General features: G+C 59.2%; 20 protein-coding genes. 15 read left to right on the forward strand and 5 right to left on the reverse strand.

The window, feature by feature from the left end; genetic code table 11:
• Nucleotide 1: 1 nt before the first annotated feature.
• The 3 genes from asd to AAFM31_RS10470 form a co-directional block, all read right to left on the reverse strand.
• Nucleotides 2-850: an archaetidylserine decarboxylase gene (gene asd / locus AAFM31_RS10460; RefSeq protein WP_341707866.1), complete on the reverse strand. Its 849-nt coding sequence runs from the start codon at nt 848-850 to the stop codon at nt 2-4.
• 9 nt (nt 851-859) lie between these two features.
• Nucleotides 860-1,669, reverse strand: a complete 810-nt coding sequence (locus tag AAFM31_RS10465; protein WP_341707867.1) for a rhodanese-like domain-containing protein — start codon at nt 1,667-1,669, stop codon at nt 860-862.
• Between the two features lie 180 nt (nt 1,670-1,849).
• Nucleotides 1,850-3,436, reverse strand: coding sequence for a hypothetical protein (locus AAFM31_RS10470; RefSeq protein WP_341707868.1), 1,587 nt, complete (start codon nt 3,434-3,436; stop codon nt 1,850-1,852).
• A gap of 108 nt (nt 3,437-3,544) precedes the next feature.
• On the opposite strand from AAFM31_RS10470, the gene motA reads away from it, so the two are divergent.
• Nucleotides 3,545-4,399: a flagellar motor stator protein MotA gene (gene motA / locus AAFM31_RS10475; RefSeq protein WP_341707869.1), complete on the forward strand. Its 855-nt coding sequence runs from the start codon at nt 3,545-3,547 to the stop codon at nt 4,397-4,399.
• Between the two features lie 3 nt (nt 4,400-4,402).
• Entirely contained in the window at nt 4,403-5,446 is a 1,044-nt protein-coding gene (motB, locus tag AAFM31_RS10480; protein ID WP_341707870.1) for a flagellar motor protein MotB, read from the forward strand.
• A 6-nt stretch (nt 5,447-5,452) separates the two neighbouring features.
• Here motB and rsgA read toward each other — a convergent pair whose 3' ends face one another.
• Nucleotides 5,453-6,475: a small ribosomal subunit biogenesis GTPase RsgA gene (gene rsgA / locus AAFM31_RS10485; protein ID WP_341707871.1), complete on the reverse strand. Its 1,023-nt coding sequence runs from the start codon at nt 6,473-6,475 to the stop codon at nt 5,453-5,455.
• Nucleotides 6,476-6,573: 98 nt separating this feature from the next.
• Here rsgA and orn point away from each other — a divergent pair, with 98 nt between their 5' ends.
• Nucleotides 6,574-7,116, forward strand: coding sequence for an oligoribonuclease (gene orn, locus AAFM31_RS10490; RefSeq protein WP_341707872.1), 543 nt, complete (start codon nt 6,574-6,576; stop codon nt 7,114-7,116).
• Nucleotides 7,117-7,118: 2 nt separating this feature from the next.
• Here the strand turns inward: orn and queG are convergent, their stop codons facing one another.
• Complete coding sequence (gene queG, locus AAFM31_RS10495; RefSeq protein ID WP_341707873.1) at nt 7,119-8,180, reverse strand: tRNA epoxyqueuosine(34) reductase QueG; 1,062 nt, start codon at nt 8,178-8,180, stop codon at nt 7,119-7,121.
• Nucleotides 8,181-8,247: 67 nt separating this feature from the next.
• Between queG and AAFM31_RS10500 the strand changes: the two genes are divergently transcribed.
• The 12 genes from AAFM31_RS10500 (at nt 8,248) to AAFM31_RS10555 (ending at nt 21,357) form a co-directional block, all read left to right on the forward strand.
• On the forward strand, nt 8,248-9,750 hold the full coding sequence (locus tag AAFM31_RS10500) for an NAD(P)H-hydrate dehydratase (protein WP_341707874.1): 1,503 nt from the start codon (nt 8,248-8,250) through the stop codon (nt 9,748-9,750).
• On the forward strand, nt 9,747-10,220 hold the full coding sequence (gene tsaE / locus AAFM31_RS10505) for a tRNA (adenosine(37)-N6)-threonylcarbamoyltransferase complex ATPase subunit type 1 TsaE (protein WP_341707875.1): 474 nt from the start codon (nt 9,747-9,749) through the stop codon (nt 10,218-10,220). The genes AAFM31_RS10500 and tsaE overlap by 4 nt, the downstream gene beginning before the upstream one ends.
• A gap of 10 nt (nt 10,221-10,230) precedes the next feature.
• Nucleotides 10,231-11,643 (forward strand): N-acetylmuramoyl-L-alanine amidase, encoded by a 1,413-nt coding sequence (locus AAFM31_RS10510; RefSeq protein WP_341707876.1) that lies wholly within the window; start codon nt 10,231-10,233, stop codon nt 11,641-11,643.
• Between the two features lies 1 nt (nt 11,644).
• Nucleotides 11,645-13,513, forward strand: coding sequence for a DNA mismatch repair endonuclease MutL (gene mutL, locus AAFM31_RS10515; protein ID WP_341707877.1), 1,869 nt, complete (start codon nt 11,645-11,647; stop codon nt 13,511-13,513).
• Nucleotides 13,514-13,515: 2 nt separating this feature from the next.
• Nucleotides 13,516-14,508 (forward strand): tRNA (adenosine(37)-N6)-dimethylallyltransferase MiaA, encoded by a 993-nt coding sequence (gene miaA, locus AAFM31_RS10520; protein ID WP_341707878.1) that lies wholly within the window; start codon nt 13,516-13,518, stop codon nt 14,506-14,508.
• A 131-nt stretch (nt 14,509-14,639) separates the two neighbouring features.
• Entirely contained in the window at nt 14,640-14,894 is a 255-nt protein-coding gene (gene hfq / locus AAFM31_RS10525) for an RNA chaperone Hfq (RefSeq protein ID WP_104737297.1), read from the forward strand.
• A gap of 17 nt (nt 14,895-14,911) precedes the next feature.
• A complete protein-coding gene (hflX, locus tag AAFM31_RS10530; RefSeq protein ID WP_341707879.1) occupies nt 14,912-16,213 on the forward strand; it encodes a ribosome rescue GTPase HflX in 1,302 nt (433 codons plus the stop codon).
• Nucleotides 16,214-16,318: 105 nt separating this feature from the next.
• A complete protein-coding gene (gene hflK / locus AAFM31_RS10535) occupies nt 16,319-17,509 on the forward strand; it encodes an FtsH protease activity modulator HflK (RefSeq protein WP_341707880.1) in 1,191 nt (396 codons plus the stop codon).
• Nucleotides 17,509-18,384 carry a protease modulator HflC gene (hflC, locus tag AAFM31_RS10540; protein WP_341707881.1) on the forward strand — a complete coding sequence of 292 codons (876 nt, stop codon included), beginning with the start codon at nt 17,509-17,511 and terminating at the stop codon, nt 18,382-18,384. Before hflK ends, hflC begins: the two co-directional genes overlap by 1 nt.
• A gap of 195 nt (nt 18,385-18,579) precedes the next feature.
• Nucleotides 18,580-18,774 (forward strand): DUF2065 family protein, encoded by a 195-nt coding sequence (locus AAFM31_RS10545; protein ID WP_341707882.1) that lies wholly within the window; start codon nt 18,580-18,582, stop codon nt 18,772-18,774.
• Nucleotides 18,775-18,828: 54 nt separating this feature from the next.
• Nucleotides 18,829-20,019 (forward strand): ATP phosphoribosyltransferase regulatory subunit, encoded by a 1,191-nt coding sequence (locus AAFM31_RS10550; protein WP_341707883.1) that lies wholly within the window; start codon nt 18,829-18,831, stop codon nt 20,017-20,019.
• 48 nt (nt 20,020-20,067) lie between these two features.
• Entirely contained in the window at nt 20,068-21,357 is a 1,290-nt protein-coding gene (locus AAFM31_RS10555; RefSeq protein WP_341707884.1) for an adenylosuccinate synthase, read from the forward strand.
• Nucleotides 21,358-21,452: the final 95 nt, after the last annotated feature.

The following is a 21,452-nucleotide window of genomic DNA, read 5'->3' on the forward strand; positions in this document are numbered from 1 at the left end:
TTCAGGCGACGCTGCCCATCAGTTGTCCCATTTCGACGCTATCGCCGGCCTTGAGTGATTCACTCCAGCGCATCGCATCTGGGCCAAACAGAACGATAGCGGTTGAGCCCAGTTTGAAGCGGCCCATCTCGTCACCTTTTCCCAGGCTCGGTGCGGCTTGACCGTAAGCGGTGCTGCGCAGCTCGCGGCTGGGCGGAGCAACCAGACCGGCCCATACCGTTTCAACCGACGCAACGATCATCGCGCCAACCAGGACGACGGCCATCGGACCGGCTTCGGTATCGAACAGGCACACCACGCGTTCATTGCGGGCGAACAGCTCAGGCACGTTTTCGGCGGTGGTTTGATTGACCGAGAACAGTTTGCCCGGCACGTAGATCATCTCTTTCAGGGTGCCGCCCAGAGGCATGTGCACGCGGTGGTAGTCCCGCGGCGACAGGTACACGGTGGCAAACTCGCCGCCCTGAAATGGTGCTGCCAGCTCGGCATTGCCGCCCAGTAACTCCTGCACGCTGAAGCTGTGACCCTTGGCCTGGAAGATGCGGCCGTGTTCAATCTTGCCGAGCTGGCTGATGGCGCCATCGGCCGGGCAGAGGATGCCTCCGGTGGTCTGGTCCAGCGGGCGGGCATCAGGCTTGAGGGCGCGGGTGAAAAAGTCGTTGAAGCTGCTGTAAGCGGTCGGGTTCTCCTCCAGCGCTTGGCTCATATCGACCTGATAGCGTTTAACAAACCAGGTGATGAACGGGTTCTTGACCCAGGGCCAGGTGCAGTTGGCCAGGCAGCCGGCCAGACGCGACAGCAGATGGTGCGGCAGCAGGTACTGAAACAGGATAAAAAGACGGTCAGGCATGGTGCTTCCTTAAATTTCTACTGCGGTGTCTGGATGGTTGCCCCACTCGGACCATGAGCCTGCATAGGCTTTGACGCGCGGGTAGCCCAGCAGCTTGGCTGCCAGATAGGTGAAGCCGGAACGGTGGTGCGTCTGGCAGTGGGTGACAATTTCCTTGTCTGGCGTGATGCCCAGTTTTTGCAGCTGCTCGGCCATGTCTGAGCGCATGCGCAGGCCGCGCTCCGGGTCCATGCCGGCAGTCCATTCAAAATTGATCGCGCCGGGAATATGGCCGCCTTTGCTGGCAACGACCTTTTCGCCACGGTACTCCTGTGGTGAGCGAGCATCCCAGATAACTCGGTCAGGGTTGTGCAGGTCAGCCATCAGCGCCGTCAGGGTAATGGTGTGATCGTTGTTCGGCGTGATCGTGGGCGTCGTGGGTGTGGCTTGCTGCGGCGCACTTTCCAGCGGTAGTCCATCGGCGATCCAGGCCTTGAGGCCGCCATTGATATAGCTGTAGCGGGTATGGCCAATGCAGTCGAGCATCCAGATAAATCGCCCGGCCCAGCCGCCACCTTCGTCGTCGTAGACGATGTAGTGGATATCTTCCCGGTGACCCAGTTCGGCAAAAATAGCCCGCAACTCAGGCAGGCCGGGAAGTGGCCCTGGTCGTGGTGCTGGCGAGGCGGTGCGAGCAGGGGCCAGATGCACGGCGCCAGGAATATGCCCTGTTTGATATTGCTCGGCACTGCACAGGTCGACGAGGCGAAAGTGCTCGGCATCCAGCGGCAATGTCAGGTCAGCCGGCTCGATCAGTAGTGGCAGCTGTGAGGGCGCCATGGTCAAGGTCTCCTTGATAGGAACGCGCGGGCGATCCGTCGAGAAAAAGTGAATGCTTGGGGCTGCTAGCGGTTCGTGGTGTCCGCGTTTGGCCTATTTTGGCGTAGGGCAAGGCGCGAGTCACGAGGTTTGGCTGTTCCGCGGCCGTCGCCGCTAATGCGGCATCATTGCTTGATGCAGCTAATTTCGCTGCTTGAAGTGGAGCAAGGCCTTGTGCAGGCACTGAGCGGTCTTTACCAGTGCCTGCTGGTGTTTGGCTGGGAGCAGCTGACTGTCGCCGGTGCTGACGAAGATGAGGCCGATCAACTGCTGGTTGTGTACCAGTGGTGTCAGGTGGAATGCGTTGCCCGCGCTCAACTGGACCACCTTGTCGGGCAGGGTGGTCGCGTGGACGGCAAGTTGTCGTTGGTCCAGATCGTGGCAACTCGCGCTGAGCAGCCATTTTGGCCAGATGCCTTCTCGGCTGCTGCCGACAGATGCGCCGGCGACGGGCTGCTTGTTGCTAAAACCACTGGCGACTGCGATAACCAACTGATGGGTGCGCGCGCTAGAGAGTGCTATCCAGCTGGCGGGCAGGCCGAGTCCGTTGATCAGCGCGCTTTGTGCGCATTCCAGTAGTTGCGTGAGGTTGCTGAACGACTCGGGTTGCTTGCTGAGCCGGAGGCACAGAGTGCGCCACAGTTCAGGGTTGTCGGGCGCGCGCGTGCTGCCGGCGGCTGTGCTACGCGCATTTGCCACGCTGGCCGGGTTTGTGGCCTTGCTGGCTTTGGTGACAAGCGGGGCCGGGTGCAGCAGCCGAGCGGCCGGAAGGAAGATGTCGCTCTCGCTGCGCACGCACTGATCGTGAGCGCTGTTGACGGCATTCTCGTGTGTCAGTCGCTGAGCGTCAGCGACGTCGATATTGAGATACAGTGCGGTTAGTTTCTGCCAGCGCAAGGTGTGAATTTTGTACCAGCTGTCATGGGCGCCCAGCGCGATACCGTTGGCGATCAGGGCGCTATTGGCGGGCTGGGTCAGCCAGCGATACAGCTCGCGATCATTGTCCAGTTGGGCTTGCTGTTCCTGCGGGTGTGCGCTGTCGCGGGCAACGTGAAGCGCTTTGACCATCGTCCGCCGATGGCCGTTCAGCGAACGGTAGCCCTGCAGCACCCATGGTGGCAGCCACCAATCCTGAGCAACCAGTTGAACGAGTTTGAAGCCGTCTGCAGTGGTGTCGGCAATTTGGCGACGGCTTACGCCATCGGGCAGAACGCCATCGTTAAGGCGCTCCCAATGCTCGAACAGGTGTGGTTTGAGGTAGGCAAGCGTCCATAGTGGCGAGAGAAATAACAGGGTCGCCAGCGACATCTCGTGCCACAGTCTGGCGATACGGTTTGCGAACAGCCCCTGCGCCTGACTGACAGCGTGCTCGCTGATACTAAGCAGTTGCCGGTAAGCCCAGGGCAATTGCTCCGTCTCTACCGTGGGGATGTCTTTCAGCAGTTGCGCTATGCGTTGAGTTCCAAGCAGCGAACAGGCTTGTTCAAGTGTCAGTACATCAACGTCGCGTTTGCGCGCGGCTGCGCCGGCGGCGCGGCAGATGTGGAGAGCGGCTACTGGTGCACGCATGATCTCCTGCGTCAGCTCATTGATGCTGAGAAGATCACTCTCCAGATGCTCGACCAGAGATTGCTGTTGAGCGGGGCTAATTGGCAGCACGCAGTCATTCAGCTTCTGCCGCAACTCGCCGATAACCTCTGTAGTGCCGTTGTTGGGGTGTGTGCTCATGCGCCTCACAGCTTTATACTAGTCTTCTGCACGACTATAACCTGAAAGGCAGCACTTTGCTGCCCTGCGCGGCAACGCGCTCTGGCTCGTTCTGGATACCTCGAATCTATGTTGAAAATTGGTGGTTTTGTTGTTGTTATCGGCAGTGTGCTGGGAGGCTTCCTGCTGTCGGGCGGGCATATCGCTGCGCTCTGGCATCCCTTCGAGATCCTGATTATTGGCGGCGCAGCCTTTGGCGCTTTCATGGTCGCCAACAGCAGTGCGGTGGTGAAGAAGTGCCTTCGCGCCGCGCCAGCGATTATTTTTGGTCACCGTTTTTCCAAGCCGTTTTACCTGGATGTGCTGGGTCTGCTCTATGAGGTGCTGAACAAAAGTCGGCGCGAAGGGATGATGGCCATCGAGCAGGATATCGAAGAACCGGGCGAGAGCCCTATCTTCAGCAAATACCCAGCGATCCTCAATGATCGGATGATGACCGAGTTCATCTGCGATTATCTGCGCATCATGTCGACAGGCAACATGGCACCCCACGAGCTTGAGGCATTGTTTGATGTCGAAATCTCGGCGCTCAGCGAAGAGTTGCTCGAGCCCTCGCACGCGGTGACCCGCGTCGCGGATGCGTTGCCCGGCTTCGGTATTGTGGCGGCGGTATTGGGTATCGTGATTACAATGGGGGTGCTCGGGGTTGCCGAGCAGGCAGAAATCGGTGAAAAGGTAGCGACGGCACTGGTCGGGACCTTTCTTGGTATTTTGGCTGCTTACGGATTTGTCGGTCCGTTCGCCAGCGCAATGGGTCATACCGCCCATGAAGAGGCCAATACCTACGAAGCCATCAAGATGACGCTGGTCGCCAGTGCTCAGGGACTGCCGCCAGCGCTAGCCGTAGAGTTTGGTCGCAAGTCGCTACTGCCGGAGCACCGTCCCAGCTTCACTGAGCTGGAAGACTCGGTGAAGGGACGCTAAGCGGTGGACAACAATCAGCCGATTATCGTTAAGCGGGTCACTCGCAAGGATGCCGGTCATCATGGCGGATCCTGGAAGATCGCTTTCGCTGACTTTGCGGTAGCGATGATGGCGTTCTTTCTGGTGATGTGGCTATTGACCGTTGCGACGCCGGAGCAGCTGCGCAGTGTGTCCGGCTACTTCAATGACCCGATCGGTTTCAGTGAGGGCGGCAGCCCATTTGCTATTGATCTTGGTGGCTCGCCGGAAGTTGCTCCGGAACGCACGCTGAACAAGACCGAAGATCCTGAGGATCAGCAACTGATCGATGAGGATTCGGCCAAACAACTGGCAGATCAGGCTGAGCGCCGGGACATGGAGCAGTTGCTGCAGGAACTGCAGAATCAGATCGACAGTGAGCCTGTACTGCAGCGCTTCAAGGACCAGATCCTGATCGAGATCACCCAGGACGGTCTGCGTATTCAGATTGTGGACGCGGAGAACCGGCCGATGTTCGCCAGCGGCAGTGCTCAGTTGCAGTCCTACTTTGAAGATATCTTGCTCTCGCTCAGCGACACTATCGCCAAGGTCAACAAGAAAATCAGTATCAGCGGGCACACCGATGCGCAGCCGTTCGTCGGTCGCAGCGGCTATGGCAACTGGGAGCTTTCGAGTGATCGAGCCAATGCAGCGCGTCGCACCTTGCTAGCGGCGGGCTACCCGGAGCAGCAAGTGGCCCGGGTCGTCGGTTATGCAGACTCGGCCTTGTTTGATCGTGAAAATCCGCTGAGCCCGACCAACCGGCGTATCGACATCGTCGTCCTCAATAAGCACGCTGAGGAGCAAATGCTGGAGGGTGTTGATACTGTGCCGGCGGCGGAGCCATTGCCGGACGAGCCAGCGCTGATTGAGCCTGAGTTGCTCCCTCAGATAGTGGAGCCGCCGCCCGAAGCGAGTGTCCCGCAGGGCAACGAGCCGGTCGATGAGCCGGCAGCGGTTGAGCCGGCAAGTGAGCGTCGGCTTAACCTGTTCGATAATGCAGAGCCAATCAGGCGTCTGCAGGAGTAGGGCAACTCAGCTGCTGAGACTGGAGAGAATGTGGCGGTAGCTGCTCATGCGAATCGCCGAAATATCTCCTGCCTCGACTGCCTGCAGCAGCGCGCAGCCCGGCTCATGCAGATGCTGGCAGTCGCGGAAGCGACAGTGGCCCAGGAATGGGCGAAACTCGATAAAACCTTCCAGTAGCTCATCGTGAGAAATGTGCGTCAGGCCAAACTCACGAATACCGGGTGAGTCAATCAGGTCTCCACCGGCCGGGAAGTGAAACAGCTTGGCCGTGGTGGTGGTGTGAGTGCCTTTGCCTGTGCTCTCTGATAGCGCGCCGACCCGCAGATCCTGGCCCGGTAAGAGCGCGTTGATCAACGACGATTTACCTACGCCGGACTGACCAACGAATACACTGGTGTGGTCTTTCAATTCGGCGCGCAGGCCATCCAGGCCGTCCCCTTCGCCTGCGGAAAGCAGCAGGGTGCGGTATCCAAGCTGGCTGTAGTCATCGAGCCACTGCAGCAGCTCTGGGTCAGGATTGGCTTTCAACAGGTCTGACTTGTTCATCACCAGCAATGGCTCTATAGCAGCCTGTTCGGCGGCGACCAGATAGCGGTCAATCAGGTTGGTGTAGGGGGTTGGCAGGGGCGCGAAGACAATGATCAGGCGGTCGACATTGGCTGCGACGGGCTTGAGCTGGCCGCGTTGATCCGGGCGACAAAGCTCAGTCTGGCGCTCCTGCTGGGCGACGATGACACCGCTGTTCTGGTTGTCTGGTCGCCAGACCACGCGATCGCCTGTGACCAATGCAGGGAGGTTTGCTCGGCGGTAGCAGCGCCGCACCTGACCTGCCAGCTCTCCACTGGTGGCCTCAACATCAACCTGCACGCCAAAGTGGGCGATCACCAGGCCGGGCTGTTCGGGTCCGAGGTCGCCACCGATCAGGCTCTCCTCTGCGCGTTCGGCGCGGCGATCTGCGCGGGCAGCGCGCTCGTCCTGGATCTTTTGGATGCGCCAATTCTGGCGGCGGGTAAGGTTTCGTTTGGCCATGGGCTCTGCGTCTGAATAATCGGCGGCAGTTTAGCACGCTGCAGTTATACTGCAGCCATTGCGCGTTACGTGCGCCTCACGCCTAGCCAGGAGCTCTTATGCAACACCCTGACAACCTGATCTGGATTGACCTTGAAATGACCGGACTGGATCCGGACAGCGACGTCATCATCGAGATCGCGACCATCGTCACCGACTCCGAACTCAATGTCTTGGCCGAAGGGCCGTCGCTGGCGATCAAGCAGCCCGACGCGCTGCTCGACGGTATGGACGAGTGGAATACCCGCCAGCACGGGCAGTCCGGCCTGACCCAGCGCGTGCGCGACAGCAAGATCAGTCTGGCCGATGCCGAACAGCAGACAATTGAGTTCCTCGCTACCTGGGTGCCGGCGGGCAAGTCGCCGATGTGCGGTAATAGCATCTGTCAGGATCGGCGTTTTCTGTATCGCGGCATGCCAGAGCTGGAAAAGTACTTCCATTACCGCAACCTGGATGTCTCGACGTTGAAGGAGCTGGCCGCGCGTTGGGCGCCAGAGGTGAAGAATGGCTTCAAAAAGCAGAGTAGCCACTTGGCGATGGATGATATCCGTGACTCTATCGCCGAGCTGCAGCACTACCGCGAACATTTCATCAAGTTTTAAGTTCAGGCCGCGCCGTGCTGCTCCAGGGCCCAGCTGACATGCTCGCGTACTAGCTCTGAGGGGTAGGCTCGGCGTCGTTTTAGTGCTTCGATGACGGGAATGCTGGTGGTCGCATTCCCCAGCCCCACAGCGAGATTGCGCAGCCAGCGCTCATAGCCGATGCGGCGTATCGGAGAGCCCTCTGTACGCTGCAGGAAGGTGGCTTCGTCCCAGCTGAATAGCTCGACCAGGTCTGCCTGATCCAGTTGATGGCGGGGGCTGAAGTCGGGCTCCGCGGTTGGTTTGGCAAAGCGATTCCACGGACACACCAACTGGCAGTCATCGCAACCAAATACCCGGTTCCCCATGGCGCTTCTCAGGTCATTGGGAATGGCACCTTTCAGTTCAATGGTGAGGTAGGAGATGCAGCGCCGTGCGTCCAGCAGGTGTGGCCCAACGAAGGCGTCCGTGGGGCAGCGCTCCAGGCACGCGGTGCAGTTGCCGCAGTGCTCGCTCTGCTGCGGCTGGTCTATTGGTAGTGGAAGGTCGGTAAAGAGTTCGCCAAGAAAGAAGTAACTGCCGGCCTTGCGGTTGATCAGCATGGTGTTCTTGCCAATCCAGCCGAGACCCGCGCGGCTGGCCAGTGCGCGCTCCATGACTGGAGCACTATCCACGAAGGCCCGGTAGCCGAAGGGGCCGATCAGTGCCTGAATACGGTCGGCCAATTGCTGCAAGCGGCGTCGTATCAGCTTATGGTAGTCGCGGCCCAGTGCGTAGCGGGAGATGTAGGCGCTGTCGGCGTTGGCCAGGCGCTTGGTCATGGCGCTGTCGGCAGGCAGGTAGTCCATGCGCACCGAGATGACGCGCTGGGTACCGGGAACCAGCTCTTCAGGTTGGGTGCGTTTGCTGCCGTGGCTGGCCATCCATTCCATTTCACCCTGATAGCCTGCATTAAGCCAGCGTTGGAGCCATTGCTCGTGTTCGCCGATCTCAGGCGCGCCGATGCCCAGTTGCTGGAACCCGAGTTCGCTCGCAAATGCGCGAATTTGTTCAGCGAGGGCGTCGTAGTCTGGTCTGTCGGGCATGAGTGCTGGGGTAGCTTGGAAGGATTCTCTTATAATTGTGCCAGACAACCCGTGCAGGAGCCTATTAATGTCCGACCCGATGCCATTCTGGGTGCATTCGCGGCAACAAACGCGGCAGCTTGATGCTGCGTTGATTTTCTCGGGTATCCCCGGGATTGAGCTGATGCAGCGGGCGGCCTTGGCTGCCTGGCAGACTCTCGTGGCGCGATGGCCCGACGCCGGATGTATTACGGTTCTCTGTGGTGCAGGCAACAATGCCGGCGACGGTTATATTGTGGCTCGTCTGGCGCTGGCGGCTGGTTGGCGTGTTCAGGTGTATACGTTGTCGGCGCCGGAGCGCTTGTTGGGGGATGCGGCGACTGCCTGGCAGCGAGCGCAGCACGCCGGGGTGCCGATAGCGAACTGGACGCCTGATGCTGCGCTCGACGGTGTTTTGGTTGATGCGTTGCTGGGCACCGGGTTAACTGGCTCGGTTCGTGCCCATATCGCTGACGCGATTGACGTGATCAACAGGTCTGGCTGTCCAGTACTAGCCATCGATGTACCCAGTGGCCTGGATGCTGATTGCGGTGTGCCGCTGGGAGCTGCCGTGCGGGCCGATGTGACGGTCACCTTCATTGCTTTGAAGCTTGGCCTGCTGACGGCGCAGGGGCCGGATCTGTGCGGCGAGCTGGTTTACGCTGCGTTGGCTGATCCTTTGCCGGCCGAGGTGCCGGCTACTCTTGAGTTGCTGCATTTGTCGCGCTGGAAAGGGTGTCTACCTGTGCGACGGCAATCATCGCACAAGGGAAGTTTTGGCCACCTGCTTTTGGTCGGCGGCGGCCCTGGTATGGGCGGTGCGATCATGCTGGCAGCTGAAGCCGCGCTGTGTAGCGGTGCGGGGAAGGTGACTGTCGCGACTTGTGCCGAGCACGTTGCGCCCTTGTTGGCACGTTGCCCTGAGGTGATGGTGCGCGCGGTTGCAGACAGGCAGGATCTGGAGCCGCTGCTGGAAGCGGCGGATGTGCTGGTGCTGGGGCCTGGGCTGGGGCGCAGTGCCTGGGCCGAGCAGATGTTGTCGGTGTGCCTGATGGTGTCGTTGCCCCGCGTTCTTGATGCTGATGCGCTTAACCTGCTGGCGGAGCGATCAGAGGTGGTCCAGTTGGGGGTGAATACTGTGATTACCCCGCACCCGGCTGAAGCAGCGCGGTTGTTGAAATATTCAACGGCGAAGGTTCAGGGTGATCGTCTCGGCGCGATTCAGGCGCTGGCTGAACCGTTTGACTGTCACGTCGTTCTAAAGGGAACTGGCTCGTTGGTTGCTAGCCCATCGGCGGCAGGGTTGCCGCCCGCGGTGTGTAGTGCTGGTAATCCGGGTATGGCGGTCGGTGGTATGGGGGACGTGCTCTCCGGGCTCTTGGGTGCATTGCTGGCACAGCACGTTCCCGCAGCTCAGGCGGCACGGTATGCTGTGCTGGTACACGCTCTGGCGGGTGACCGGTTGGCTGGCGATGTGGGTCAAGTCGGGATTCGGGCCGGCGAAATGATTCCTGCGATGCGCAGGGTTTTGAATCAGCGGGGAGTTGAATGAAACTGGAGCTGCACGCACTGGGGGAAGAGGCCATGACGGCGCTGGGGGGCGATATCGCCAAGGCCCTAGAGGGACGGGGTATCGTCTATCTGGATGGCAATCTCGGTATGGGCAAGACCACGCTGAGTCGAGGCATCATTTGGGCTCTCGGGCAGCAAGGGCCAGTCAAGAGCCCAACTTACACGCTGGTTGAACCCTACGAACTGGGCTCGGTCAATGCCTATCATTTTGACCTCTACCGGCTCGCCAGCCCTGAGGAGCTGGAGTTTCTGGGCGTGCGTGACTATTTTGACGGTGAGAATCTGTGCCTGATTGAGTGGCCTGAGAAGGGGCGAGGGGTTTTGCCAAGACCTGACCTGACGATTACCATTGACGCCGAGGGTGAAGGGCGGCGTCTGACACTGACCGGCGAGACCTCGCACGGTGAGCTGACGTGTCGACGGATTCAACAGATGCGGAGTGAAGTCTAGCGTGATGCGCATGAGCGGAAGGAAGGGCCGTCGGTTTGGGCCGGGCGGGGTGCTGCTGCTCTTGAGCCTACTTTCGTCCTTTATTCAGGCTGCTGACATCAAGAGTGTGCGCCTTTGGCGGGCACCAGATAATACGCGGCTGGTGTTCGATCTCAGCGGTCCGGCTGAGCACACCTTGTTCACGCTGTCCAATCCCGAACGCATTGTTATCGATATCAGTAATGCACGTCTGGTAGCAGACACCAGTGCGCTGCCGCTTGAGAATACGCCATTGCGTGGTCTGCGCGCGGCACCGCGTGATGGCGACGGGCTGCGGGTGGTGCTGGATCTGTCCGAGCAAGTCAATCCGAAGAGCTTCGTGCTGCCGCCCAACCAGCAATATGGCGATCGCCTGGTTATCGATTTGTATGATCAGGCGCGCGCTGGCGCTTCTCTGCCGCAGCCCGCGGCACCAACGGCCAGTCCGCTGCCGCAGACGCCAACCCGCTCAGCGACTGAGGCCGGTACACGCGATATTGTGGTGGCAATCGACGCTGGTCATGGTGGCGAAGATCCTGGCGCTATTGGTCATGGCGGTGCGCGTGAAAAAGAAGTTGTGCTGGCTATCGCCCGTGATCTCAAGCGTTTGATCGACGCTGAGCCCGGTTTTCGTGCTGAGCTGGTGCGCACCGGGGATTACTTCATTCCGCTGCGCCGGCGTACCGAGATTGCCCGACAGCACAACGCCGACCTGTTTGTGTCAATCCATGCAGACGCCTTTACCCGTGCCAGCGCCAACGGTGCGTCGGTGTTTGCGCTGTCTGACCGTGGAGCGACCTCCGAGACCGCAAGACTGCTGGCTGACCGGGAGAACCGCTCGGACCTTATTGGCGGTGTGGGTGGCGTGAGCCTGGACAATAAGGATCAGGTATTGGCCAGCGTGCTGCTGGACTTGTCGATGACGGCGACCCTGTCAGCCAGCCTTGATGTCGGGCAGCAGGTCTTGTCCTCGGTTGGTCAGGTCAATCGTTTGCACAAGTCACGGGTGGAGCAGGCCGGTTTTATGGTGCTGAAATCCCCGGATATCCCCTCGATTCTGGTCGAAACCGGGTTTATCTCGAATCCGGGCGAGGCGCGCAAACTGGTTACGCGTAGCCACCAGCAGGCCATGGCGCGCGCGATCTACACCGGTTTGAAGGGGTACTTCCATCGCAACCCACCGCCCGGTACGCGGATTGCTGCCCTGAAGGCGAGCGGTCAGTTGGCGCAAGGCCCACGCGAGCATACAGTGCGGCGCGGCGACAGTTTGTCCATGATCGCGAACATCTATCAGGTCTCGCTGGCAAGTTTGCGCGCGGCCAATGACCTTTCTACTGATCAGATTCGAGTTGGCCAGGTACTTAAAGTGCCGGCCAGCAGTATGCTGGTCCAGAACGAACGCTGATATGTCCCGAATTCAATTGTTGAGCCCGCGTCTGGCTAACCAGATCGCGGCTGGTGAGGTTGTTGAGCGTCCTGCCTCGGTAATCAAGGAGTTGCTTGAAAACAGCCTTGATGCGGGGGCTAAGCGTGTCGATATTGATGTGGAGCAGGCTGGTGTCAAGCTGCTGCGCGTGCGTGATGACGGCTCCGGGATCGAGCAGGACGATTTGCCGCTGGCGCTGTCTCGTCACGCGACCAGCAAGATCCGCGACCTGGACGATCTGGAGAAGGTTGCGACCCTCGGTTTTCGTGGCGAAGCACTGGCTTCCGTCAGCTCGGTATCGAGGCTGACTCTGACCTCCTGTCCGGCCGGGGCTGACCAAGCCTGGCAGGTCGAGACGGAGGGGCGCGATATGGCGCCCAATGTACGACCGGCGGCGCACCCTCAGGGAACCACCGTCGAGGTGCGTGACCTGTTCTTCAATACGCCGGCCCGACGCAAATTCTTGCGCACCGAAAAAACTGAGTTTTCCCATCTTGAAGAGGTGGTTAAGCGTCTGGCGTTATCGCGCTTTGATGTAGGGTTCAACTTGCGTCATAACGGCCGGCCAGTGTTCAGCTTGCCGCCCGCGCGCACCGAGCAGGAAGCGCGTCGTCGCGTTGCAACGGTCTGTGGTCCGGCGTTTGTAGAGCAGTCGCGCTTTATCGATCATGAGCGCAGTGGTTTGCGTCTCTGGGGTTGGGTGGGGTTACCGACGTTTTCGCGTAGCCAGGCTGATCTGCAGTATTTCTTTGTCAATGGTCGGATGATTCGCGACAAGCTGGTGGTGCACGCTGTGCGGCAAGCCTATCGCGATGTACTGTTTAACGGTCGTCATCCAACCTTTGTACTGTTTATGGAGCTGGACCCGGCTGTGGTGGATGTGAATGTGCATCCGACCAAGCACGAGGTGCGCTTCCGTGACGGGCGCATGGTTCACGATTTTCTCTTCAGTACGCTGTACCGTGCGTTGGCAGACCAGCGTCCGGGTGACCAGGCGGCAGGGGAGGCCGGCGATGCGGTCGCTGCTCCTGCGTTAAATCCGGTGCAGGCTCAGCCTGCCGTAAGTGGCATAGATGCGGGTGTTTTCTCGGGGCAACAGCGGATGTCGCTGAATGAGCCGTCTGCAGTCTGGGATGCCGGCAGTGCGTCGGCATCACCTCAGTTTCAATCACGGCCGCCGTCAGCTGCAGGTGCGGCTTACGCGGGCCTGTATGGCAGTGCTACTGCTGGCGCAGGTCTGCCAGAGGCCGGCAAAGACGAACAAATTCCTCCGCTTGGTTATGCGGTTGCACAACTTCACGGTGTCTACATTCTCTCCGAGAATGCGACCGGTCTGGTTGTGGTGGACATGCATGCTGCCCACGAGCGCATCACCTACGAGCGGTTGAAGTTGGCGATGGATCAGGAGGGGTTGCGCAGTCAGCCGCTGCTGGTGCCGGAAACGCTGGCGGTTAGTCAGCGCGAGGCCGACTGTGCTGATGAGCATGCCGAATGGTTTACCCGTCTGGGAATGTCCCTGCAGCGCATGGGCCCTGAGTCGCTAGCGATTCGTGAGGTTCCGGCTCTGTTGCGACAGGCAGACGCGGAACAGCTGGTGCGCGATGTGCTGAGTGATTTGCTCGAGTATGGCAGCAGCGACCGCATTCAGGCGCATCTCAACGAGTTGCTCGCCACCATGGCTTGCCATGGAGCGGTGCGGGCCAATCGGCGTCTCACGCTGGCAGAAATGAACGGGCTGCTACGTGATATGGAACAGACCGAGCGCAGCGGGCAGTGTAACCATGGTCGCCCGACCTGGACCCAGCTGAGCATGGCCGAGCTGGACAAGCTGTTCCTGCGGGGGCGTTGAGTATGAGTCAGCTGGATACCCCGGCGTCGGCCGAGCGTCCGCCGGTGATCTGCCTCATGGGCCCCACGGCCTCCGGCAAGACCGATCTTGCGATGCATCTGTATGACCGCTTTCCCTGCGAATTGGTCAGTGTCGACTCGGTGCTGGTCTACCGGGGCATGAATATCGGCGCGGCCAAGCCTGACGCGGAGACCTTGCAGCGTTATCCGCATCATCTGATTGATATTCTGGATCCCGCCGAGCCCTATTCGGCCGCGCGCTTTCGTGATGATGCGCTGGCATTGATGCGGGATATTACGGCGCGAGGCAAAGTGCCGGTTCTGGTTGGTGGCACCATGCTCTACTTCAAGGCCTTGACCGGTGGGTTGGCGGCCATGCCGTCGGCTGATGCAGCGGTGCGCGAGCGAATCGAGAAAATGGCCCGGGAGCAAGGCTGGGAGGCTGTTCATGCGGCCATGGCAGCGGTAGACCCTGAGGCGGGGGCGCGCATTCATCGCAATGATCCGCAACGTATTCAGCGGGCGTATGAGGTATTTCTCAGTAGTGGTATTACACTGAGTGAATGGCACCGGCGCCAGCATGCAGAAAAAGCCTCAGGGCAGGCGCCGGAGAGCGGTGTTTTACCTTATACTGTGCGCTATCTGGCGGTCGCACCGCAGGAGCGCTCGGTCCTTCATCAACGAATTGCCGAGCGTTTTTCGCTGATGTTGCAACAAGGGCTGATTTCCGAGGTCGAAGCGTTGCATGCGAGAGGGGATCTGGATGTCAGTATGCCCTCCATTCGTGCGGTCGGTTACCGACAGGTCTGGGATTATCTGGAAGGTCGGCTTGATTATGACCAGATGCGCGAGCGAGGGGTTATCGCGACACGTCAGTTGGCCAAGCGGCAGTTTACATGGTTGCGTGGCTGGCATGCGCCGATTGAATGGCTCGACAGTCTTGATCCGAAAAGGTTTGAGCGGGCCTTGAAAGTGCTGGAAGCCGTCGCAATATAGCTTTGACGCTTCCGCCAGCCCCAGTCTGTGCGCAGTACATGCCTGCTCGTCTTTCGGATAATGGACAGGCCGGCCAAATTGCATTGTTATGATGCGTAAAACTATACGGTTTCCATGAAAGGAGTGAGGCAATGTCAAAAGGGCATTCTCTACAAGACCCTTACCTGAACGTTCTGCGCAAGGAACGTGTTCCGGTATCCATCTATCTGGTCAACGGCATCAAGCTGCAGGGCCAGATTGAATCTTTTGACCAGTTTGTCATTTTGCTGAAGAACACTGTCAGCCAAATGGTCTACAAGCATGCAATTTCTACCGTCGTCCCGGGTCGCCCGGTACGCCTGCCGACTCAGCCTGGTGCAGATGAAGCTGAGGCCGGCAATTCCTGATGATGCAGGGGGCCTGATTGTTTTTTGAGCGTCACGAAGGGGGTGAGCGTGCCATCCTCGTTCACCTTGAAGGTGTAGATGAACAGCGCCGGGAAGATCAGCACGAATTTATCGAGCTGGTGCGGTCTGCCGGAGCTGAAAACGCAGGCTTCCTTACCATCTCGCGTCACAAGCCGACGCCGCGATTCCTGATCGGCCCAGGCAAGGTCGAGGAATTGCGAGCGCTGGTCAAGGCCAGCGAGGGTGATGTTGTTATTTTCAATCACACCCTGACACCGAGCCAAGAGCGCAATCTTGAGCGTGAGCTTGAGTGTCGCGTGATTGACCGCACCGGCCTGATCCTCGATATCTTTGCGCAGCGTGCGCGCACTCATGAAGGCAAGTTGCAGGTCGAGTTGGCTCAGCTTGACCACCTGAGCACGCGCCTGGTTCGCGGTTGGACTCACCTGGAGCGTCAGAAGGGCGGTATTGGTCTGCGCGGCCCCGGTGAAACCCAGTTGGAAACTGACCGTCGTTTGCTTCGTGTCCGCATCAAGCAAATTACCAAACGCCTGGAAAAGGTTCGCAGCCAGCGAGACCAGGCGCGCCGCTCTCGTCGCCGTGCCGAGATCCCCGTGGTTTCGCTGGTCGGCTACACCAATGCGGGCAAGTCCACGCTGTTCAATACCCTTACTACATCCGAGGTGTACGCGGCCGATCAGTTGTTCGCGACCCTTGACCCGACCCTGCGCCGTATCGAGCTTGATGATGTGGGGCCGGTCATTCTGGCCGATACTGTGGGCTTTATTCGTCATTTGCCGCACAAGCTGGTTGAGGCGTTTCGCGCGACGCTGGAGGAATCCAGTCAGGCCGATCTGCTGCTGCACGTGATTGATGCCGCAGACGATGAGCGCGAGTCGAATATGGAACAGGTTCATGCTGTGTTGGGTGAGATCGGTGCGATCGAATTGCCCATGCTGGAGGTCTACAACAAGATCGACTTGTTGGAAGGCTTTGAGCCTCAGATTCAGCGTAACGAAGACGGTGTCGCAGTGCGCGTCTGGATTTCTGCCCAAAAAGGGTTGGGGCTGGATTTGCTGCGTCAGGCTATCGCAGAGCGCGTTGGTGATGATGTGGTACATGAGCAAATTGTACTGGGTTATACCGAGGCGCGGCTGCGTGCGCAGTTCTATGCTGTTGGGGCGGTGCTGAGCGAATCGGTATGCGAGGATGGGCGGCCGCAGCTGGATGTGCGCCTGCAGCGTAGTGATTTCAATCGTTTGCTCAAGCGCGAGGGCTGGCAGCCAGAGCAGTTTCTGCAGCAACATACTTTGCAATGAAAGTGCGTGGGCGTGGTTCGCGTCCGTCGCATGGTTTACGGTAGGATGGCACCCGGTTTCGGGGCATCTCCCGGACCTTGAACGTTACAGACAACGGAGAACGCTATGGCCTGGAATGAGCCTGGTGGCGGCAATAATTCAAACGACCAGGACCCTTGGGGTAGCGGCGGCAATCGCGGCGGCAAGCAAGGGCCGCCGGATCTGGATGAGGCGCTGCGTAAGCTGCAGGACAGCCTGAATAACCTGTTCGGCTCGAGTAAGCGAAGCGGCAACGGTGGTTCCGATCGCGGTGGCAACGGCAGTGCTGGTATCCCGGGTTGGTTTTGGGGGTTGGCGCTGGTCATCGTTCTCGGCTTCTGGGCGTTCAAGGCTGTATACATGGTGAACGAGCAGGAGCAGGCGGTTGTCCTTCGCTTCGGTGAATACCATCGTACGGTTGGCCCCGGCCTGCATCTGTATTTCCCGCCTGTGGAGAGAAAGTTCCAGCGTAACGTAACCCAGGTGCGCTCCTACCGGCAGCAGGGTCAGATGCTGACCGAGGACGAGAACATCGTCGAAGTGCCGGTTGCTATTCAGTACCGGATTTCCAATCTGGAAAACTTCGTCCTCAAGGTCGAGGATCCGGAAACCAGTCTGCGCCACGCTACCGAGAGTGCGGTTCGTCATGTAGTGGGCTCTACGCCGATGCACCAGGTGCTGACCGAGGGTCGCGAGCAGATGGCCGTCGAGGTGACGGAGCGGCTGCAACGTTATCTGGATGCGTATAACACTGGCATTACGGTGACCCAGGTGAACATCGAGAACGCTCAAGCACCAGCTGAGGTGCAGGATGCATTCGATGACGTTATTCGTGCCAAGGAAGACGAAGTGCGTGCCCGCAACCAGGCCGAAGCCTATGCCAATGGCGTTATTCCTGAGGCTCGTGGTCGTGCCCAGCGTATGCTGGAAGAGGCCAATGGTTATCACGACGAAGTGATCGCTCGAGCAGAGGGTGAGGCCAAACGCTTTGATTTGCTGCTGGAGCAGTATCAGGCTGCGCCGGGTGTGCTGCGTGAGCGTCTGTATCTGGATGCCATGCAAGACGTGCTGAGTAGCACTAGCAAGGTTCTGGTGTCTGGTGGTGAGGGCAGTAACAACCTGTTGTATCTGCCGCTCGACAAGATGATCGGGCAGGGCGCTGGCTCTGCTTCATCGGCAGGTAGTTCTTCCGGGCTGCCGTCAGCGTCGCAGAGTGACTCTGCCAGTCGTTCAACCTCTTCGCAGCAGCGCGATCTGCGTTCCAGGGAGTCTCGCTGATGAGTAACAAGTCTCTGATGGGTTTGATTGTTCTGCTGGCGGTGGTCATCGTCGGTTGGAACGGGTTCTTTGTGGTCAATCAGACCGAGCGTGCCATCGTGCTGCAGTTCGGTAAGGTGGTTGAGAGCGATGTTGCGCCGGGCTTGCACTTCAAACTGCCATTTGTGCAGGAAGCGCAGATCTTTGATGGGCGCCTGCTCACGCTCGACACCGCTACCCAGCGTTATTTGACCTTGGAGAAGAAGGCCTTGATGGTCGACTCCTATGCCAAGTGGCGGATCGCGGATGTCCAGCGTTTCTACACGGCGACCTCTGGTTTGCGGGCAATTGCAGAAGAGCGGTTGTCCCGTCAGCTCGAGTCAGGACTGCGCAACGAGGTGGCGCGTCGTACTCTGCACGAGGTGGTTTCCGGTGAACGTGACCAGCTGATGGCAGATATCACTGCAACGCTGGATGAGAGTGCGCGTCGTGAGCTGGGTATTGAAGTGGTGGATGTGCGGGTCAAGGCAATCGACCTGCCGGCCGAGGTTAACCGCAGCGTGTTTGATCGCATGAGCACCGAGCGTGAGCGTGAGGCTCGTGAGCATCGCGCCAAGGGTGCCGAGTTGGCTGAGGGGATTCGCGCCGATGCAGATCGCCAGCAGCGTGTAATTGTCGCTGAGGCGTTTCGTGAGTCTGAAAAGATTCGCGGTGATGGCGATGCGAAAGCTGCGGCAATCTATGCTGAGGTCTACAATAAGGATCCTGAATTCTACTCGTTCACTCGCAGCTTGCAGGCCTACCGCGAGAGCTTCGCAGACCGGTCTGACATGTTGGTGCTGGATCCGGAGAGTGAGTTCTTCAAGTACATGCAGGGTGGTCCGATCAAGCGCTGATCTGGCCCCTGGGTTTAAGATAAACGGGTCGCCCGCAAGGTGGCCCGTTTTTCTGTCTGCCGGGGCATTAAATGGGTTGAATGCCCCGGGTGTCTGGCGTAGAAAACGTGTTACACTTGCGCAGCCGGGAAATCCCGGCTTTTTTGTGACCGCTCTACGCCCTATGGCTGGCGGGTCGGCGCTGAAGAGGTTGGCATGTGGCAGGAGATTCTTACCGCGCTGTGTCTGGTGCTGGTGCTTGAGGGGATTCTGCCTTTTCTGATGCCCGAGCGCTGGCAACGAATGATGAGTGGTATCGGTGACCTGAATGCGCGTCAGGTGCGACTGGCAGGTCTGGCCAGTATGTTGCTCGGTACCCTGTGTCTGTATCTGGTTCGCCAGGTGGCGTGATTCGGGCTGGGCGGCAGCCCGTCCCATTGCCACCCTGTATGAAAGGTTCTGAAAATGCCTACTGTAGATCGCTGGTTGCTGCCCGATGGCATCGACGAGGTGTTGCCCCGCGAGGCGGCACGTATCGAGGCAGCCCGTCGGCAGTTGCTGGATCTGTTCTCCTGTTGGGGCTATGACCTGGTCATCACCCCGCATATCGAATATCTCGAATCCCTGTTGACCGGCGCCGGTCATGATCTTGATCTGCAGACGTTCAAGATGACGGATCAGATGTCTGGTCGCATGCTTGGCTTGCGGGCTGACATCACCCCGCAGGTTGCGCGTATTGATGCTCACACCTTGGGCGCCGAAGGGCCTTCCCGGCTCTGCTACTGCGGCAGTGTGCTGCATACTCTGCCGCGTCCCTTGTCTACCTCTCGCAGCCTGATTCAGCTGGGTGCAGAGTTGTACGGTGATGCCTCGAGCGCCAGCGATATCGAGGTCATCTCCTTGATGCTTGAGACGCTGAAGGTCTGCCAGGTTGAGGGTGTTCATCTGGATATCGGTCATGTCGGTATCTATCGCGGCCTGGTTCAGGCGGCGAATCTGGATGACGCCACCGAGCGGGCTTTGTTTGATGCGTTGCAGCGCAAGGCTTCGGATGAAGTGGCTGCGCTGGTTGGTGACCTGCAGCAGTCGTCTGTCGGGGCTATGCTGTGCAGTCTGGTCGAGTTGTCTGGTGGTGTTGAGGTGCTTGATCGCGCTCACGCCCTGCTGGATGGGGCGCCGGAGTCGGTTATGGCTGCGCTCGATGATCTGGCGGAGGTCGCTCAGGTTCTGGCGCGTCGTTATCCGGACATCCCGCTGTACTTCGACCTGGGTGAATTGCGTGGCTATCATTACCACACGGGTGTGGTTTTCGCGGCTTTCGTGCCGGGAATTGGTCAAAGTGTTGCCCAGGGCGGTCGTTATGATGACATCGGCCGCGACTTTGGTCGTGCGCGTCCGGCCACCGGGTTTTCTACTGATTTGCGCTTTTTGGTTCAGCGTGGACAGATTATTGGTGCTGACCTGCCTGCTGCAATCTGGGCGCCGCATAGCGCGGAGTCGGATCTGCAAGATGTTGTTGCCACACTGCGGGCGCAGGGTGAGCGGGTTATTGTCGCGCTGCCGGGGCAGGGTGACTCCGATGCGGCGCAACACGGCTGTAGTCGGCGGCTGGCCTATTCGGCTGGTAGCTGGCAGGTAGTCGAACTGAATTCGTGATTACAGGGCCGCAAGGTCATTTCATTTCTAGTGAGGCATGGGCTGAACATGGGTAAGAATGTTGTCATCCTGGGGACCCAGTGGGGCGATGAAGGCAAGGGTAAGATCGTCGATCTGCTGACTGATCAGGTTGCTGCGGTCGTTCGTTATCAGGGCGGTCATAACGCTGGCCACACGCTGGTAATTGATGGCGAGAAAACTGTGCTGCACCTGATTCCTTCCGGGATTCTGCGTGACAACGTCCAGTGCTTTATCGGCAACGGCGTGGTGCTGTCGCCAGAGGCGCTGCTGAAAGAGTTGACCGAGCTGGAGGCCAAGGGTGTCCCGGTTCGCGAGCGTCTGCGCATCAGTCCGGCGTGTCCGCTGATCCTGCCGTATCACGTTGCGCTGGATCAGGCGCGTGAAAAGGCGCGTGGTGAGGCAAAGATTGGCACTACCGGGCGTGGTATCGGCCCTGCCTATGAAGACAAGGTTTCTCGTCGCGGTCTGCGCGTTGCTGACCTGTTCCATCGTGAGCGCTTTGCTGCCAAGTTGGGTGAGGTGCTGGATTATCACAACTTCGCGCTGCAGCATTACTACAAGGTTGAGCCGATCGACTTCCAGAAAACGCTGGATGAGGCGATGGAGTATGCCGAGTGGCTTGCTCCGCTGATGACTGATGTGACTGCTCGCCTGCATGAGTTGCGCCGCGAGGGTGCGAACATCATGTTTGAAGGTGCTCAGGGCTCATTGCTGGATATTGACCACGGTACCTATCCGTTTGTTACCAGTTCCAATACTACTGCTGGTGGTACTGCAACCGGTTCGGGTTTTGGGCCGCTGTATCTGGATTATGTTCTGGGTATCACCAAGGCCTACACCACCCGTGTTGGCTCCGGTCCGTTCCCGACTGAGTTGTTTGATGATGTGGGTAGCCGTCTGGCCGAGCGTGGTCATGAGTTTGGTTCGACTACTGGGCGGGCGCGTCGCTGCGGCTGGTTCGATGCCGTTATCCTGCGTCGCGCAATCGAGATCAATAGCATCAGTGGCCTGTGTCTGACCAAGCTGGATGTGCTTGATGGTCTGGATGTTATCCGCATCTGTGTTGGTTATCGTAACGAGGCGGGCGATGTTGTTGATGCGCCGACCGATGCAGATAGCTACATCGGTCTGGAGCCGGTTTACGAAGATATGCCGGGCTGGCATGAGTCGACGCTGGGTATCAAGACCGTTGAAGGTCTGCCGGCGGCGGCACGCGCTTACATTGCGCGGATCGAGGAGTTGGTTGGTGCGCCGATCGATATCATCTCGACCGGTCCGGACCGCAATGAAACCGTTATCCTGCGTCAGGTATTCTGATTTGGTAGTGGTTTCCTGAAAAAGCGCCCCCGAGGGGCGCTCAGACTGCTGACGAACCCCGCATTTTCGCGGGGTTTCGTTTTTCTGGGACGCTT

The organism is Halopseudomonas sp., from assembly GCF_038130085.1.
In the GTDB taxonomy this organism is placed as follows: domain Bacteria; phylum Pseudomonadota; class Gammaproteobacteria; order Pseudomonadales; family Pseudomonadaceae; genus Halopseudomonas.

What these genes read in the sequence shown, in the direction of transcription:
- asd (WP_341707866.1), bottom strand. Translation starts at nt 850, where the DNA reads ATGCCTGACCGTCTTTTTATCCTGTTTCAGTACCTGCTGCCGCACCAT.
- AAFM31_RS10465 (WP_341707867.1), bottom strand. Translation starts at nt 1,669, where the DNA reads ATGGCGCCCTCACAGCTGCCACTACTGATCGAGCCGGCTGACCTGACA.
- AAFM31_RS10470 (WP_341707868.1), bottom strand. Translation starts at nt 3,436, where the DNA reads ATGAGCACACACCCCAACAACGGCACTACAGAGGTTATCGGCGAGTTG.
- motA (WP_341707869.1), top strand. Translation starts at nt 3,545, where the DNA reads ATGTTGAAAATTGGTGGTTTTGTTGTTGTTATCGGCAGTGTGCTGGGA.
- rsgA (WP_341707871.1), bottom strand. Translation starts at nt 6,475, where the DNA reads ATGGCCAAACGAAACCTTACCCGCCGCCAGAATTGGCGCATCCAAAAG.
- orn (WP_341707872.1), top strand. Translation starts at nt 6,574, where the DNA reads ATGCAACACCCTGACAACCTGATCTGGATTGACCTTGAAATGACCGGA.
- queG (WP_341707873.1), bottom strand. Translation starts at nt 8,180, where the DNA reads ATGCCCGACAGACCAGACTACGACGCCCTCGCTGAACAAATTCGCGCA.
- AAFM31_RS10500 (WP_341707874.1), top strand. Translation starts at nt 8,248, where the DNA reads ATGTCCGACCCGATGCCATTCTGGGTGCATTCGCGGCAACAAACGCGG.
- tsaE (WP_341707875.1), top strand. Translation starts at nt 9,747, where the DNA reads ATGAAACTGGAGCTGCACGCACTGGGGGAAGAGGCCATGACGGCGCTG.
- AAFM31_RS10510 (WP_341707876.1), top strand. Translation starts at nt 10,231, where the DNA reads ATGAGCGGAAGGAAGGGCCGTCGGTTTGGGCCGGGCGGGGTGCTGCTG.
- mutL (WP_341707877.1), top strand. Translation starts at nt 11,645, where the DNA reads ATGTCCCGAATTCAATTGTTGAGCCCGCGTCTGGCTAACCAGATCGCG.
- miaA (WP_341707878.1), top strand. Translation starts at nt 13,516, where the DNA reads ATGAGTCAGCTGGATACCCCGGCGTCGGCCGAGCGTCCGCCGGTGATC.
- hfq (WP_104737297.1), top strand. Translation starts at nt 14,640, where the DNA reads ATGTCAAAAGGGCATTCTCTACAAGACCCTTACCTGAACGTTCTGCGC.
- hflK (WP_341707880.1), top strand. Translation starts at nt 16,319, where the DNA reads ATGGCCTGGAATGAGCCTGGTGGCGGCAATAATTCAAACGACCAGGAC.
- hflC (WP_341707881.1), top strand. Translation starts at nt 17,509, where the DNA reads ATGAGTAACAAGTCTCTGATGGGTTTGATTGTTCTGCTGGCGGTGGTC.
- AAFM31_RS10545 (WP_341707882.1), top strand. Translation starts at nt 18,580, where the DNA reads ATGTGGCAGGAGATTCTTACCGCGCTGTGTCTGGTGCTGGTGCTTGAG.
- AAFM31_RS10550 (WP_341707883.1), top strand. Translation starts at nt 18,829, where the DNA reads ATGCCTACTGTAGATCGCTGGTTGCTGCCCGATGGCATCGACGAGGTG.
- AAFM31_RS10555 (WP_341707884.1), top strand. Translation starts at nt 20,068, where the DNA reads ATGGGTAAGAATGTTGTCATCCTGGGGACCCAGTGGGGCGATGAAGGC.